General features: G+C 63.8%; 14 protein-coding genes. 6 read left to right on the plus strand and 8 right to left on the minus strand.

Features of this window, described 5'->3' with window-relative positions; all coding sequences use genetic code 11:
* Window positions 1-22 precede the first annotated feature (22 nt).
* The gene (locus LB569_RS29525; protein WP_224695082.1) at window positions 23-1474 is read left to right on the plus strand and encodes an MFS transporter; all 1452 of its coding nucleotides are present in this window, start codon (window positions 23-25) and stop codon (window positions 1472-1474) included.
* A gap of 244 nt (window positions 1475-1718) precedes the next feature.
* Window positions 1719-2936 (plus strand): CmlA/FloR family chloramphenicol efflux MFS transporter, encoded by a 1218-nt coding sequence (gene cml / locus LB569_RS29530; protein ID WP_224695083.1) that lies wholly within the window; start codon window positions 1719-1721, stop codon window positions 2934-2936.
* 35 nt (window positions 2937-2971) lie between these two features.
* Here the strand turns inward: cml and LB569_RS29535 are convergent, their stop codons facing one another.
* From LB569_RS29535 to LB569_RS29545, 3 genes are all read right to left on the minus strand, one after another.
* Window positions 2972-3469, minus strand: a complete 498-nt coding sequence (locus LB569_RS29535) for a MaoC family dehydratase (RefSeq protein WP_140701651.1) — start codon at window positions 3467-3469, stop codon at window positions 2972-2974.
* Window positions 3470-3725: 256 nt separating this feature from the next.
* Complete coding sequence (locus LB569_RS29540) at window positions 3726-4154, minus strand: phasin family protein (RefSeq protein ID WP_224695084.1); 429 nt, start codon at window positions 4152-4154, stop codon at window positions 3726-3728.
* Window positions 4155-4260: 106 nt separating this feature from the next.
* Window positions 4261-5556 carry a DUF445 domain-containing protein gene (locus LB569_RS29545; RefSeq protein WP_224695085.1) on the minus strand — a complete coding sequence of 432 codons (1296 nt, stop codon included), beginning with the start codon at window positions 5554-5556 and terminating at the stop codon, window positions 4261-4263.
* Between the two features lie 268 nt (window positions 5557-5824).
* Between LB569_RS29545 and rirA the strand changes: the two genes are divergently transcribed.
* Entirely contained in the window at window positions 5825-6289 is a 465-nt protein-coding gene (rirA, locus tag LB569_RS29550; RefSeq protein WP_140701654.1) for an iron-responsive transcriptional regulator RirA, read from the plus strand.
* 21 nt (window positions 6290-6310) lie between these two features.
* On the opposite strand, the gene LB569_RS29555 is transcribed toward rirA, so the two are convergent.
* Genes LB569_RS29555 through hemP form a run of 5 tightly spaced genes read right to left on the minus strand, consistent with a single transcriptional unit; the run spans window position 6311 to window position 10443 of the window.
* The gene (locus tag LB569_RS29555) at window positions 6311-7102 is read right to left on the minus strand and encodes a heme ABC transporter ATP-binding protein (RefSeq protein ID WP_224695086.1); all 792 of its coding nucleotides are present in this window, start codon (window positions 7100-7102) and stop codon (window positions 6311-6313) included.
* Between the two features lie 39 nt (window positions 7103-7141).
* Window positions 7142-8242 (minus strand): FecCD family ABC transporter permease, encoded by a 1101-nt coding sequence (locus LB569_RS29560; RefSeq protein ID WP_224695087.1) that lies wholly within the window; start codon window positions 8240-8242, stop codon window positions 7142-7144.
* 5 nt (window positions 8243-8247) lie between these two features.
* Window positions 8248-9141 (minus strand): hemin ABC transporter substrate-binding protein, encoded by an 894-nt coding sequence (locus LB569_RS29565; RefSeq protein ID WP_224695088.1) that lies wholly within the window; start codon window positions 9139-9141, stop codon window positions 8248-8250.
* A gap of 11 nt (window positions 9142-9152) precedes the next feature.
* Window positions 9153-10214, minus strand: a complete 1062-nt coding sequence (locus tag LB569_RS29570) for a hemin-degrading factor (protein WP_224695089.1) — start codon at window positions 10212-10214, stop codon at window positions 9153-9155.
* A 22-nt stretch (window positions 10215-10236) separates the two neighbouring features.
* Window positions 10237-10443, minus strand: a complete 207-nt coding sequence (gene hemP / locus LB569_RS29575; RefSeq protein WP_140701659.1) for a hemin uptake protein HemP — start codon at window positions 10441-10443, stop codon at window positions 10237-10239.
* A gap of 198 nt (window positions 10444-10641) precedes the next feature.
* On the opposite strand from hemP, the gene LB569_RS29580 reads away from it, so the two are divergent.
* The 3 genes from LB569_RS29580 to LB569_RS29590 all read left to right on the plus strand — a co-directional run bounded on the left by LB569_RS29580 (window position 10642) and on the right by LB569_RS29590 (window position 14101).
* Window positions 10642-12831, plus strand: coding sequence for a TonB-dependent hemoglobin/transferrin/lactoferrin family receptor (locus LB569_RS29580; RefSeq protein WP_224695090.1), 2190 nt, complete (start codon window positions 10642-10644; stop codon window positions 12829-12831).
* 6 nt (window positions 12832-12837) lie between these two features.
* Window positions 12838-13275: a hypothetical protein gene (locus LB569_RS29585; RefSeq protein WP_224695091.1), complete on the plus strand. Its 438-nt coding sequence runs from the start codon at window positions 12838-12840 to the stop codon at window positions 13273-13275.
* A 91-nt stretch (window positions 13276-13366) separates the two neighbouring features.
* On the plus strand, window positions 13367-14101 hold the full coding sequence (locus tag LB569_RS29590; RefSeq protein ID WP_224695092.1) for a hypothetical protein: 735 nt from the start codon (window positions 13367-13369) through the stop codon (window positions 14099-14101).
* The last annotated feature ends 63 nt before the right edge of the window (window positions 14102-14164 follow it).

The following is a 14164-nucleotide window of genomic DNA, read 5'->3' on the forward strand; positions in this document are numbered from 1 at the left end:
AGCAGACAGAAAGGAGATCGCCTTGGCAGTCGTTGAGCAAAATCGGGAACTGATATCGGCGCCGCAACCGGCCCGGTCCGTCGGCCTGGCGCTGGTGAGCCTGTCGCTCGCCACGCTGCTGTCGTCATTGGGAACCAGCATAGCCAGCGTCGGCCTGCCCTCGCTGATGCAGGCCTTCGATGCATCGTTCCAGTCCGTGCAATGGGTGGTTCTCGCCTATCTGCTCGCCATCACCACGCTGATCGTCGGCGCTGGCCGGCTGGCCGACATGTTCGGGCGCCGGCCATTGCTGCTTGGCGGGATCGCGCTGTTCACGCTGGCATCGGTCGTCTGCGGCCTGGCGCCGACGCTCTGGCTGCTGATCGCGGCGCGGGCCGTGCAGGGGCTTGGCGCCGCGCTGATGATGGCGCTGACGCTGGCCTTCGTTGCGCAAACCGTGAGCAAGGAACGAACCGGCAGTGCCATGGGCCTGCTCGGTGCCATGTCAGCCGTCGGCACGACGCTCGGGCCGTCGCTTGGCGGCTTGTTGATCGCCGGCCTCGGCTGGCGGGCGATCTTTCTCGTCAATGTCCCGCTGGGCCTCCTGACCTTCGCTCTCGCCTGGCGTGGCTTGCCGGCACGCGGCGGAACAATGGAGGCCGGTCGAGGCACGTTTGACGTGATCGGCACCGCCCTGCTGGCCCTTACCTTGGGCGCCTATGCCCTGGCATTGACGCTTGGCCGAGGCAATTTCGGCGTGCTCAATCTGGGCCTGCTGGTCGCGGCCGGTGTCGGCGTCATCTTATTCGCCATCGCGCAGGCAAAAGCGAAGATGCCTCTTGTCCAACCAGCGAGGCTGCGCGACCCGCGGCTGAGTGCCGGCCTCGCCACGAGCTTGATCGTCGCCACGGTGATGATGGCAACCCTGGTGGTTGCTCCGTTCTACCTGACGCGCGCGCTCGGATTGGATGCCGCGATGGTCGGCATGGTGCTGTCGACCGGACCGCTTGTCTCGACCCTGTCGGCGCTGCTGGCTGGACGCCTGACCGATCGCTTCGGAGCCCACGGGACGGCGGCCACCGGCTTGGCGATCCTCGCCACGGGGACGCTCCTGTTGTCGCTTGCCCTGACGCGCCTCGGCATTGCCGGCTATGTCGTTCCAATCGCCGTCACCTGCTTCGGCTACGCCCTCTTCCAGACCGCCAACAACGCAGCCGTCATGAGCGGCATCAGCGCAAACGAACGTGGCCTCGTTTCCGGCCTGCTCAACCTATCGCGCAATCTCGGCCTCATCACCGGCGCATCGCTGATGGGCGCCATATTCGCGATGGCGTCGAGTGACGCCCGGCATGGGATCGGGCAACAGCTCTCCAGTTCCGCGGCCGCGGCCCGAGGCATGCAGGTCACCTTTCGGACAGCCACGGCCCTGGCGCTGGCCGCGCTGGTGATCGCCCTGCTCTCCGTCCGCGCCGGGCGAAAACCCAACCTGCCTTGAGCCGCGACCGTCCGAAGGCTCATGGAGCCGCGAAGGTTGCCGAGCCGGGCCCAGGCTGGTACTGACGCCCTGCGGACTCATGTCCGCGACGTCAATTCGGGACAGCGTTATGGGAACCACCAAGTCAGCAGACAAGTAAGCCGCGACAACACCTCGTTGTTGCGGCCTTCTGCCCCGTCAGATCAGACCATTCATGAAACGGCAGATCGCCGCCAAATCTCACCATTTGTGCGGATGCTCAATCATGCTTTTTCAAAAACGACCCTCCCCGACATGGGCTTATGCCTTGCCCTCGGCGCTCTTGCTGATGGCGCCATTCGACATCCTTGCCTCGCTGGCCATGGATATCTATTTGCCGGTGGTTCCGGCGATGCCGGAGGCTCTCGGCACATTGCCCGCCATCATTCAGCTGACCCTCAGCCTCTATATGGTGACCCTCGGCCTCGGCCAGGTCGTGTTCGGCCCGGTCTCCGACCGCATCGGCAGGCGCCCGGTGCTGATCGGCGGCGGGCTGCTGTTCGCGGGCGCTTCCATCCTGCTTGCCGTAACGTCGCACGCCACGCCCTTTGTCGTGCTGCGCGTCGTGCAGGCCATGGGCGCATCGGCTGTTCTGGTCGCAACCTTCGCCACGGTCCGGGATGTCTATGCCGGACGGCCGGAGGGCACCGTCATCTATGGACTGTTCAGTTCCATGCTGGCATTCGTGCCGGCATTGGGACCGGTCGCCGGCGCCCTGATCGCCCGGGCGTTCGGCTGGCGCGCCATCTTCCTCACGCTCGGCATCCTGGCCGCGGCGGCCACGCTCAACGCGTGGCTGCGATGGCATGAGACGCGGCCCTCGAACAGCTCGGGTCCACGTCCTGCATTCGGCACGATCCTGGGCAGCTTCGCCTTCTGGACCTACACGCTCGGCTTCGCCACGGCGATGGGCACGTTCTTCGTGTTCTTCTCGACGGCGCCCAGGGTGCTGATCGATCGCGCCGGCTTCTCGCAGATCGCCTTCAGCGTCGCCTTTGCCACGGCGGCACTGGTGATGATCGCAACGACGCGATTTGCCAGGTCGTTCGTCGCCCGCTGGGGCGTGCCCGGCAGCCTCGCCCGCGGCATGGCGATGTTGTTTCTCGGCGCCGCGATGCTGGCACTGGGCCAGATCTTCGCTGCCCCTTCCTTCACGACCTTCGTCCTGCCCATGTGGGTGATGGCCGTGGGCATCGTCTTTGCCGGATCGGTCACGGCCAATGGCGCGCTTGAAGCCTTCGGCGATGTCGCGGGCGCTGCCGTGGCGCTCTATTTCTGCGTCCAGAGCCTGATCGTCGGCATCGCCGGAACGTTGTTCGTGCTCCTGCTTGGCGGCGACACGGCGTGGCCCCTGGCCTGCTATGCAGCCATTTTCGCGGTGATAACGCTGCTTGCGCTCGAGCTTTTGCGGAGCATGCAGGCAAGGCAGGACAGCAACAGCTGAAGGAAATGACGCAACGGGGCCTGATGGACCGCCGTTCAGGCCCCTGCCCGTTTGCGGCGTTCGTAAAGCATGACGAGTGTTTCAGCCATCAGCGCCGGTTTTTCCTCGCCTTCGATCTCGACCGTGTTGGCGGCCTTCATCAGATACTGTCCGGGGCCCCGGTCTTCCATGGAAAGCAGCGTCGTGCGCAGGCGGATGCGTGCGCCGACCCTGACCGGCGCCAGGAAACGCACCTTGTCGAAGCCGTAGTTGAAGGCGGCCTGCGTATTTTCGGGCACGATCCCCATTTCAAGGGCCAGCGCGCCGATGATCGACAATGTCAGATAACCATGCGCGATCGTCGTGCGAAACGGGCTTTGCCGCCGCGCCCGTTCAGGATCGACGTGGATCCATTGATGGTCGCCGGTGCATTCGGCGAATTGGTTGATACGGTTCTGGTCGACCGTGGTCCATTCCGAGACGCCGAGCTCCTGTCCGGACATCGTTCTCAACTGCTCATAGGTTGGCGGCGTTTTAGGCCGTGCTTCCGTCATTCCTGCTTTCCCGATCGCTTCCGAAGCTTCCGGATCACGACCGGCGGCCTCTGTCAATTCGCCCTGCCTGAATCCGTTCCGGCGGATTCGAGCTCACTCGTGCCATGGCTTAGCATGCGATGGCAGGCCGAATTCGGATTTTCCAACCTTCTGGGGCTGCGGGAGCTTATGGCGTGGCGCTAATGCAACTATGTGCAAGGTCGCGGAATTGCGAACCTGGCGTCTGCCGGAAGACGAAGCGATAGGTGCAAACAACCTACTTCTTTTCGTAACCGGAGCGGACCTCTTCCATCGCCTCCTTGATGCGCGCGCGCAGGATGTCGATCGATTCGGTACCCGATTTCCTCGCCAGTTCAGCCACTTCACCGGCGTTCTTGAGCGCGGCCTCGAAGGATTTCCTGGCAAACTCCGTCTGCTTGGCCATGAATTCCTGCGGATTGCCCGGTGCCCGGTAGCTCTGCGCCATGTCGGCGATCTCGCGCAGCGTATCCTGCAGCATTTCGCGTTGCCTCGACAGCAGCGAGGTCGCCCCGGCGGCGCTTGCCCGCGCCGATTTCTCCAGCGCCTCAAGGTTCTTGCGGTGATGCCCGAGGATCGCCTCGACATCGACGTTGGGCAGCTTCAGGTCACGGCCGAACCTGCCGAACATTTCCATGAAGGAATCGGATTCCGATTGTCGGGCCATGATTGTCTTCTCCCCTTTGCCGCGGTCGCGGACGCCCTCGTCGGGGAGAATAGCACTCGAACGCCTCATGTCCATTTCGAACACGGGCCTGCGCGATCGATACGGATCAATTGACCGGGAGCAGCAGTTCGATCGTGTAGAGCACTATGCCCGCCAGCCCGCCGATGATCATGCCGTTGAACCTGATATATTGCAGGTCCCTGCCGATGTTCATCTCGATCAGCCGCGTCAGTTGCGCCAGATCCCAGCGCTTGACCTGGTCGGCGATGAACTTCGACACCCCGCTCTTCTGGCTTTCCACGAAGGACGCCAGCGCCACCACGAACCCTTGGTTCATATCGGCCCGGATCTGCGCATCGCCGGCAAGATGGCGGCCGACCTCTACGAACATGTTGGCGAGATGCTCCCGGATCAGGGAATTCGGCGCCTTGGCGTCCTGCTCGATGAACAGGCTGAGGCTCTCCCACATATCGCCGGCCAGCGCTTTGACCTCGGGCCTGGCTAGGAAATCGCGCTTCATCTTTTCCGCGCGCTTGGCATACTGCTTCGAGGTCCGCAGCCGCTCGACGAAGCCTTGCGCGAAACGATCGAATTCGGCCCGCATCGGATGGTCAGGATCGGCCCGCACCTCGTCCAGCAAGGAGCCCGCCGAGGCGACGATCTTCTTCAGCAGATAGGCGTCGGCGCGGAACAGGTTGAACAGCGACGGCAGTTCCTCGCGGATCTTGTCGCGCATCGTCGCCAGCGCCTGTTCGTCGTTGAGGAAGCGGCCGATGACCTTGATGAACTCGTCGAACAGTTTCTGGTGGCGGCGATCGTCGGTGAGCGCCGACAGGAGTTCGGCGGCCAGCGGCGCCAGCGGCACCTTTTCGATCTGTTCGAGCATCCGGCTGGTGACAAACCCGCGCAGGCCCGATTGTTCGACGGCCGCAAGTGTCCGCGGCACCAGCCGCACGACGAAGCGCGACAGGCCGGCGGCGCGCTCGGCATCGGCCAGCCAGTCGGCGACGAGCGCCGAAAAATCGACCTCGGCGAGTTTTTCGCGCACCGGTTCCGGCGCCAGGAAATTGACCTCGATGAAACGCCCGAGATTGTCGGCGATACGGTCCTGGTTTTCCGGAATGATGGCGGTGTGCGGGATCGGCAGCCCAAGCGGCCGCTTGAACAGCGCCACCACCGCATACCAGTCGGCAAGGCCGCCAATGGTCGCCGCCTCGGCGAAGGCGGCGACGAAGCCGAGCCACGGATAGCTGCCCTGGAAGGACTTGGCCAAGGCAAAGACCAGCACGCAGAGCGCCAGTGCCGCCGTGGCGACGAACTTTGTCCGCCACAGCGCGGAAAGCTTGGCGCCCGCGTCGGCATCGAACCGCACTGGGGCCAGGGACTGGGTCGATTGAGCCATGGACGGCCGCTCCTCGTCGATCTCAGCCTATTTAGGGATTCGACCGCCAGAATGCCCGTGACGGCGATTCCCCGGGTTTTGCCCGGCACGCACATAAAGTTGACGAGAAAATTCAGCTATAATGCGAAGCCAGTCTGGAATTATTCCAAGGTATAGGCCATATTCCGCCGAGGCCAGTAGAGCGACTCCGAAAATCCGGGTGAAGCCGCGCCGGCAAAGTTCTAGACCCTGGCATGGTTTCACCAAGCCAGCGCTTTGTGAGGATGAAATGCGGCTTACCCGCCAAACCAACTATGCCATGCGCATCCTGATGTATTGTGCCGCCAACAATGACCGGTTGAGCCGCATCCCGGAGATCGCGACCGCCTATTCGGTGTCGGAACTGTTCCTGTTCAAGATCCTGCAGCCCCTGGTCGAGAACGGCCTGGTCGAGACGGTGCGCGGCAGGAATGGCGGAGTACGGCTCGGCCGTGCGGCCGAAGCGATCAGCCTGTTCGACGTCGTGCGCGTGACCGAGGAAAGCTTTGCCATGGCGGAGTGCTTCGAGAACGACGCCGCCGAATGCCCGCTGGTCGACAGCTGCGCCTTGAACTCGGCGCTTCGCGAGGCGCTCAACGCCTTCTTCGCCGTGCTTGCCCGTTACACCATCGCCGATCTGGTCGCGGCACGGCCGAATGTCCGCAATCTGCTCGGCATCGACATGCTGGTGGAACGCCGCGCCCCGGCTGCTTGATCCCCATCGCGCTGCCTGAAATCAACCGACCGCCGATTGCGGCAGCACGAACGGCATGTTGCCGGCCGGCAGCACGCCGACCTTGAGCCGGCAATCGAACACCTTCTCGATCAGATCGTCACTCAGCACGTCGCGCGGCGAACCGGTCGCGGCCAGCCGGCCGCGATGCATGACGAAAATCCGGTCGGCGAACATCGCCGTCAGATTGAGATCATGCAGGATAGCGACCACGCCGCCGCCTCTTCTGGCGAAGTCGCGGGCGATGGTCATGATGATCAGCTGGTGCTTGATGTCGAGGCTGGACACCGGCTCGTCGAGGAAGAGATAACGCGGCCTGCCGTCGAGCACCGGCGCCCAGACCTGGCACAGCACGCGCGCGAGCTGAACGCGCTGCTGCTCGCCGCCTGAAAGCTCCTGGTAGAAACGCCCGGCAAAACCATCGAGGTCGACCCGCGCCAGCGCGCGCTCGGGCAGTCGCGTGTCCTCGCCCGGCAACACACCCGAGCGGCCGCCGACAAGGCCAAGCCTGACGACTTCCCGCACCGTGAACGGAAACGACAGCACCGTCGCCTGCGGCAGCACGGCCCGCTGGACGGCAACCTCCACGGGCTTCATCGCCGAGAGGTCGCGGCCGTTGAGGAGGACGGTTCCGGCATAGGCGAGTTCGCCCGACAGTGCCTTGAGGAAGGTCGTCTTGCCCGAACCATTCGGACCCACGATGGCCGCGATTTCGCCCGGGCGGGCGTCGAAATCGACATTGGCGACGATACGCTTGCCGGCAATATCGACCGAAACGTCCCTTGCCTCGATCATCCCAACCTCACAAATCCCAAGCCTCACAAATACCAAGTCTCACAAATCGACCACGCCGCGCTTGCGCAGCAGAATCCACAGGAAGAACGGCGCGCCAGCGATTGCCGTGACGATGCCGATCGGCAATTCGGCCGGCGCCACGATGGTGCGGGCGACCGCGTCGGCAAGCAGCAGCAACGAGGCGCCGAGCAGCGCCGAGGCCGGCAGCAGATAGCGATTGTCGGGGCCAATCAGCAGGCGCAGCAGGTGCGGCACCACGATGCCGACGAAGCCGATGCCGCCGCTGACGGCCACCGACGCGCCGACTGCCGCCGAAACACCGACAATGGCCGTGTATTTCAGCCGCTGCACCGGAATGCCGAGATGGCCGGCGGTCGCTTCGCCCAAGGCCAGCGCATTGAGACCCCGGGCCAGGAACGGCATCGCCGCGAGCGCCAGGACGATGATGGGCCCGACGGAAGCGATCTTGGCCCATGTCGCACCGCCGAGCGATCCCAGTGACCAGAACGTCAGATCGCGCAACTGGCGATCGTCGGCCATGAATATCAGGATTCCGGTCAGCGCCATGGCAAGCGCCGCCAGGGCGATGCCCGCGAGCAGCATGGTGGCGACCGAGGTTTGCCCGCGTCGCGTGGCGACCTGATAAAGCACCAATGTCGTTGCAAGACCGCCGAAGAATGCCGCGAGCGGCAACGCAAGCGTTCCGAGCAATGCGGTCACCGGCGCCAAAATGGTCCCGCCCAGCACGATGATCGCCACCGCGCCGAGGCTGGAACCAGCTGAAACCCCGATCAGGCCGGGGTCGGCGAGCGGATTGCGGAACAGCCCCTGCATGACGGCGCCACAGACAGCGAGAGCTGCCCCCACCAGCATGCCCAGGATAACGCGCGGCAGCCGGATGTCGTAGACGATCAGCTCGTTACGGGCGTTGAGTGCCGCATCGCTGGGGACGGCGCCAAGGAGCCAATCCCTCATGACGTTCACGGCGGATGCGTCCGACGCCCCTGCCGTGAGCGAAAGCAAGACGGCGATTGCCAGGCCGAGGCACAGCAAAAGGATGACCGCGCGGGCGCGCGCCGAACGATCGCCTTCGGACACACCCGTCACCTTGACCGTACCGGCGATCGATTGATCGACCATGATGCTCAGTCCGTGCTCTGCGCGCCGTAGAGCGAAACCGTGAGATCGTGGATGGCGTCGGCCGTGCGCGGCCCGAAGCCGAGCAGGTAGCCGCCCCACATGCTGATCAACTTGCGGCCGGTGCCCGCCGGGGTCGAAGCAATGGCGGGGTTGGCAAACAACTCCTCTTCGGAGATTGGCGGTCCACCACCCTTCATCGTCAGGATGACGTCGGGCCTGGCGGTCACGATCGCCTCGTCGGACACCGGCTTGTAGCCGGAGAAGCCCTCGACCGCGTTGACCGCGCCGGCGAGCTTGATGATGCCCTCGGCGGCGGTGTCGCTGCCCGCGGCAAGAATCTTGCCGCCTTGCGTCGAGAGCACGAACAGGACGCGCTTGCGCTCCTTGATCGAGGCTGCCTGTTTTTCGGCGGCCGAGAGCTTCGCATCCGTCTCAGCGACCAGCCTGTCGGCCTTGGCGTCGACACCCAGCGCCTTACCCACGACCCGGATCTTCTCCAGAATCCCTTCGTGGGTGAAATGCTCGGGCACCTCTATGTAAGCCACCCTCGACTTCTTGAGCACGTCGATCGCTTCCTGCGGGCCGCTGCCATGGAGCGCCAGAATGCCGGACGGATTGACCGACAGAACGCCCTCGGCCGACAGCTGGCGCATATAGCCGACATCGGGAAGCTTCGATGCTTCCTCGGGATAAGAACTCGTCGAATCGCGTGCAACCAGGCGGCCCTCCTCGCCGAGCGCATAGACGATTTCGGTGATCGAACCGCCGATGGAGGCGATCCGCGACGTGTCGGAAAAGACCGTTGCGCCTTCGTTGGCGCCGACGGGCAAGGCCGTCAAAGCAAGCAAGGCGCCAACCATCGGCGCCAGCGCGGTGCGTAAACTGAAAACAACATGCATTGGGTTCTTCCTCAGGCTGCCGTCGGGTTTGGAAGGCGCGGCAGGTGCTCGGCCAGGAAACGCCAGTCGTCGCGCTCGCTTTCGCCCTCATGGCGCTTGCCGAAGAACTGGATGATCATCTCGCCATTGGCGCCATAGACCTCGAGCGATGTGACATGGCCGTCCTTGGTCGGCTTGCGCACCGCCCAGACCTCATGGATGTGGTCGGTGCGCAGATGCAGATGGAAGGTCTCGTCGAGCACGTTGATCCAAGGCCCCATCGGCTTGATCGATTTGACCGGACCGGAATGGATCTGGATGCAGCCGCGGTTGCCCACAAAACACATGATCGGCATCTCGCCTTCGGCGGCGTGGTGGAACATGGCGCGCACCGCGTCATTGTCGAGCAGCCAGGCATAGTCCTGGCCGACCATGCGCACCGCCTGGCGGCGGCTGAGCTTCAACGTCTTCAGCATGCCGAAGAACTGGTGCACGTCCGTCAGCCGGCTCCAGCGGTCGCGCAGATCGTCCAGGCTCGCGGTCGATGTCGCGGTCTCGCTTTCCTCATCGAGAACGGACCCTGAAATGTCGATAGTCGGCTCCTGGTTCGGTGATTCCAGCGAGGCGACCAGCTTCTGGTAAGCATACAGACTGGACGCCGGTCGCAGATGCACCTTGTGCACCGCCTCGCCCGCCGCATCGAAGAACTGCAGGCTGCGGCGGATGTCGTCGCCGTCGCGCTTTTCCACGGCAAAACCGTGTGCCCAGACTTTCGGGAAGATGCGCAGGTCGATGTTCTCGCCGAGCACCATGGCATTGTGGTTGCCGGTGACGACCTTGTCGTAGACGCCGATCTTCTCGTGCACGGCACTTTCGTTGCGGGTCAGCGCCATCACCTCGCCAACGGCCTCGAGGCCGGTCAGAAGGTCGTTGACGCGGGGTTCGACGCGCACGACGCCATCGCCGCAATGCGCGGCCACCAGCTCGGCCTCCGAGATGCCGAGCTGGCCGGCCAGGTCACGCTCGCGCGTTTTCGGATTCTCCGTCCGTGCCCGCCGGATTTCATGCGGGGCGGGTTTTACGCGCTGATCCATGTCTTACCCCTGTCGCCTTGTCTTACTTGTTGAGAATGAGCTTGCCCTGCCGGGTGATCTTCAACCGGTAGAGCGCGCCATGATGCTCGATGCCGATCTCGTGCTCGCCCTGGAACAGCGTGTTGCTGGACAGCGTTCGCACCGCGAGCGGAATCCGATCGAAACGCGCCGAGGCCTCGTCGGAGCGGCGGACGCGATAGCGAAAATCGTTGGGATTGTGCGTGTTCATCTGGGTCGATCCCTTCCTGTGCCGGGCATCCGGCTAGGCGTTGCGAAATTGCCGATTCATTTCTTGACTTGAATAATCATGTTTACTAGTCAGTGCAATACCGGACTAAATGAGTCAACATTTAAGATGCCGGATACGAGCAAAAATGCCAGCAAGCCCCGGCCAGCCAGCATGGAACCTGGGATTTGGAGTTGGGGCATGGGGTTGATGATTTGGGAACGGCGCGGCCGCTCGGCAGCGAACGGTGCGGCGGCTTTGCTCGCAAGCGTGGCGGTGGTCGCCCTGTCCGCGCCGTTCGCGCACGCGCAACAGGCGACGCGGCCGGCGGGCGAGCAGGCCGATCAATCGAAGAAGACTGACCAGGAAAAAGCAGCCCCCGCCGGCGCGACGCTGCTCGACAAGATCCTGGTGCTGAGCCGCACCGGCGAGACCGCGATCCAATCGCTGGCCTCGGCAAGCCATGTCGATCAGGAACAGCTCGATCGGCGCATGGCCACGACGCCAAACGAGATGCTGCTCGGTGTGCCGGGTGTCGCCACGCAGGCCGATGCCAGGCGTGTCAGCACCAGCATCAACATCCGCGGCCTGCAGGATTTCGGCCGCGTCGCTGTCATCGTCGATGGCGCGCGCCAGAATTTCCAGCGCTCCGACCACGGCACGCAGTCGACCTTCTACATCGATCCCGAGCTCGTCAAATCCGTCGACGTGATCCGTGGCCCGGTCGCCAACACCTATGGTTCGGGCGCCATTGGCGGTGTCGTGTTCTTCGACACCAAGGATGCCCAGGACTTCCTCAAGCCCGACGAGACCTGGGCCGGTTCCGTCACCGGACGCTATGAGAGCAACGGCAAGGGTTGGACCACCAGTGCCACCGGTGCCTACCGCATCAATGAGAACTGGGACGTGTTGGGCAACATCGTCTACCGCGACTACGACAACTACAAGGATGGCGACGGCGACACTGTCAACGGCACTGGTTTCGACGTGCTGAGCGGCCTGCTCAAGACCACCATCCGGCCGACCGAGAACAGTGAGCTGAAGCTTGGCTGGGTCGGCTCGAGCGACGGCTGGGACGAGACCAGCGGCGGCGTGCCTGTGAATGATGTCGACCTGAAGTCGAACACCTTCACGGCCCGCTACAACATCACGGACGATGACAAGAGCTGGCTCGATCTCCACATCAACACCTCCTACAACAAGACCAATCTCGATCTGACCAGTCTTGTCCCGCAGAACCGCTTCGATCCGGTGACCGGTCTTCCCGTGGTGCTGCCGGCAGGGTCGCGGTCGACATTCGATGTCGGCACGACCGGCATCGACATCTGGAACACGTCACGGTTCGAAACGAGCGGCGTCGCGCATGAACTGACCTATGGCGGCGACTGGGTCGGCGACAACGTCGAGACCGGCGGCGCGGCCGGCGGCGACAGTTTCTACACCCCATCGGGCAAGCGGAACGTCTCCGGCGCCTACGTCCAGGACAAACTCACCTGGGAATGGCTCGAGGTCATCGCCGGCCTGCGTTACGACAGCTACAGCCTGAAGGACGACACGCACGATATTTCCGGCGACAGGCTATCGCCGCGCGTCACGGTCGGCGTCTCGCCGTTCGAGAGCGCCGGGCTTGCGGGCCTGCAATTCTACGGCACCTACGCGGAAGGTTACCGCTCGCCGTCGATCACGGAGACGCTGATCAGCGGCAATCATCCCGCCGGCGTCAGCTTCCCGTTCCTGCCCAATCCAAATCTGCGGCCTGAAACGGGCAAGACAACCGAATTCGGCGTCAATTACAGGCAGAACGATATTTTCGAGCCGGGCGACGCCCTGCGCCTGAAGGCAGCCTATTTCAGCAACGATGTCGACGACTATATCGACGGCGTGACCCTGTCACCGTTCGCTCCAGGCAGCGGCTGCCCGTTCGGCCCTGGCATCCCGATCTGCTTCCAATATCAGAATTTCGCCAAGGCCAAGATCGACGGCTTCGAGTTGGAAGGCGTCTACGACGCGGCATGGGGCTATGCCGGGCTTTCCGCCTCGATCACCAACGGTCACACCGTTTCCTACAAGGGCGTGGAAGCCGACCTCGCCACCATCCCCTCCTCTCAGGTCACCGCTCAGTTGGGCCTGCGCTTCCTCGAGGACAAGCTGACCGTTGGCGGTGAAGTGCAGTACAATGGCAAGCCGAAGGGCAATGCGGTGGCCACGGACTACACGCTGGTCAACGCCTTCGCCAGCTATCAGGCGACCGACAATCTGAAGGTCGATTTCCGCGCCGACAATCTGTTCGACGTCAAATACGCCAACCCGCTCAACGGCAGCACGACAGTTGCGGTCTATGAACCCGGCATCACGCTGAAACTGGCGGCAACCATGCGCTTTGGAGGCTGATCTGCCATGATGAGCTTGACGACATCCCTTCGTCTGCTGACCTCGACGCTGGCGATGTCGCTTGCGACGGTTCCGGCGTGGGCTGAGCAGTCCGCGCCGGTCCTGACCCTCGAACTCAATGCCGCACAGCCTTCCGAAAAGGGCTGCCGGCTGACCTTCCTGGTCAACAACAATCTCGGCGCCGACCTCACCAAGGCGGCGTTCGAGATCGCGTTGTTCAACGAGGCCGGGGTCGTCGACCGGCTGACCGTGCTCGACTTCAAGGATCTGCCTTCCGGCAAGACAAAGGTGACGCGCTTTGACCTTGCCGGCGCCGACTGCGCCAAGGTCAGCCGCGTGCTGATCAACAGCGCGACCGAATGCGTGGGCTCAGGCGTCGAGCCGGCCGCCTGCATGCGCAAGCTGAAGACGGACACCAAGACCGGCATCGCTTTCGGCGTCTGAGGTGGGGCTGCATCCAGCATCCCTGAGAAAGACCTCGGCCCGCCCGCTGGGCGGCGTCTCGATGTCTCGGAGCGGGGCAATCGATCTTGATTTGACAAGTCTGCGCCGGCCGCTGCAATTTCCGCCGCGCGACATGCAGGAAATCAGTCCCCTCCCCGACGCCGGCGACGAGTTGGCCATCGTGCCCGCAGAGCCGATCGGCTGGATGCCACCCGCAGCCAAAGGCAGATGGCCGGCGGCGATCGTCGCGTCCTGCCTGCTTCACGCCGGCGTGGTGGCGGCTTTCCTGATCTCGCCCAAAGGCGCTGCCGACTTGCCGGATACGGCGCAGTCGCAAGGCAGCGACCAGGCCGGCGACAAGGTGGCGGGCAGCGCGCTGGACCGCGAATCGCAGGCGATGAACGTCACACTGGTGCCCAACCCAGAACCGGCCAAACCGGCACCGTCTCGTCCCGCTTCGTCGCCCCAACCACCACCGGCCCGGCAAGCCACGACCTCGCCCGAGAAGCCGCTCGAGCCGTCTCAACCTGTCCGTGAAGCGGCCAGGCCACCGTCACCCGAGCCGGCAAGGCAGGCCTCGTCAACGCCCGATATACTGGTGACCGACGTCCCTCGCGATGACAATCAGAGCGTTGCGGCAAAAATCGAAGAGCCGGCACAGCCGGAGGTTCAACCCGAAACCCCGGACACAGTCGCCGCCATCGCGCAACCTCCTGTGCCTAGCCCCAGGCCAAGTCCGCCAGCCGTCGCGGCAAGCGAAGTGGACGACAAGCGCGGCACGGCCGACGGCCAAGTCCGTTCCGCGCGGACGGCTAGAGCGGGATGAGTTGAGGCTGAATCGAAGACGGATTCCCTTAGGCGAGCAAATCTGATTCAACCTTGTTGCTGG

The sequence above is a fragment of the Mesorhizobium sp. BH1-1-4 genome, from assembly GCF_020165665.1.
Classification (GTDB): Bacteria; Pseudomonadota; Alphaproteobacteria; order Rhizobiales; family Rhizobiaceae; genus Mesorhizobium.

Coding starts and splice junctions, on each gene's coding strand:
- LB569_RS29535 (WP_140701651.1), bottom strand. CDS start 3,469: ATGACGGAAGCACGGCCTAAAACGCCGCCAACCTATGAGCAGTTGAGA.
- LB569_RS29585 (WP_224695091.1), top strand. CDS start 12,838: ATGATGAGCTTGACGACATCCCTTCGTCTGCTGACCTCGACGCTGGCG.
- LB569_RS29540 (WP_224695084.1), bottom strand. CDS start 4,154: ATGGCCCGACAATCGGAATCCGATTCCTTCATGGAAATGTTCGGCAGG.
- rirA (WP_140701654.1), top strand. CDS start 5,825: ATGCGGCTTACCCGCCAAACCAACTATGCCATGCGCATCCTGATGTAT.
- LB569_RS29560 (WP_224695087.1), bottom strand. CDS start 8,242: ATGGTCGATCAATCGATCGCCGGTACGGTCAAGGTGACGGGTGTGTCC.
- LB569_RS29565 (WP_224695088.1), bottom strand. CDS start 9,141: ATGCATGTTGTTTTCAGTTTACGCACCGCGCTGGCGCCGATGGTTGGC.
- LB569_RS29570 (WP_224695089.1), bottom strand. CDS start 10,214: ATGGATCAGCGCGTAAAACCCGCCCCGCATGAAATCCGGCGGGCACGG.
- LB569_RS29555 (WP_224695086.1), bottom strand. CDS start 7,102: ATGATCGAGGCAAGGGACGTTTCGGTCGATATTGCCGGCAAGCGTATC.
- LB569_RS29545 (WP_224695085.1), bottom strand. CDS start 5,556: ATGGCTCAATCGACCCAGTCCCTGGCCCCAGTGCGGTTCGATGCCGAC.
- LB569_RS29580 (WP_224695090.1), top strand. CDS start 10,642: ATGGGGTTGATGATTTGGGAACGGCGCGGCCGCTCGGCAGCGAACGGT.
- cml (WP_224695083.1), top strand. CDS start 1,719: ATGCTTTTTCAAAAACGACCCTCCCCGACATGGGCTTATGCCTTGCCC.
- hemP (WP_140701659.1), bottom strand. CDS start 10,443: ATGAACACGCACAATCCCAACGATTTTCGCTATCGCGTCCGCCGCTCC.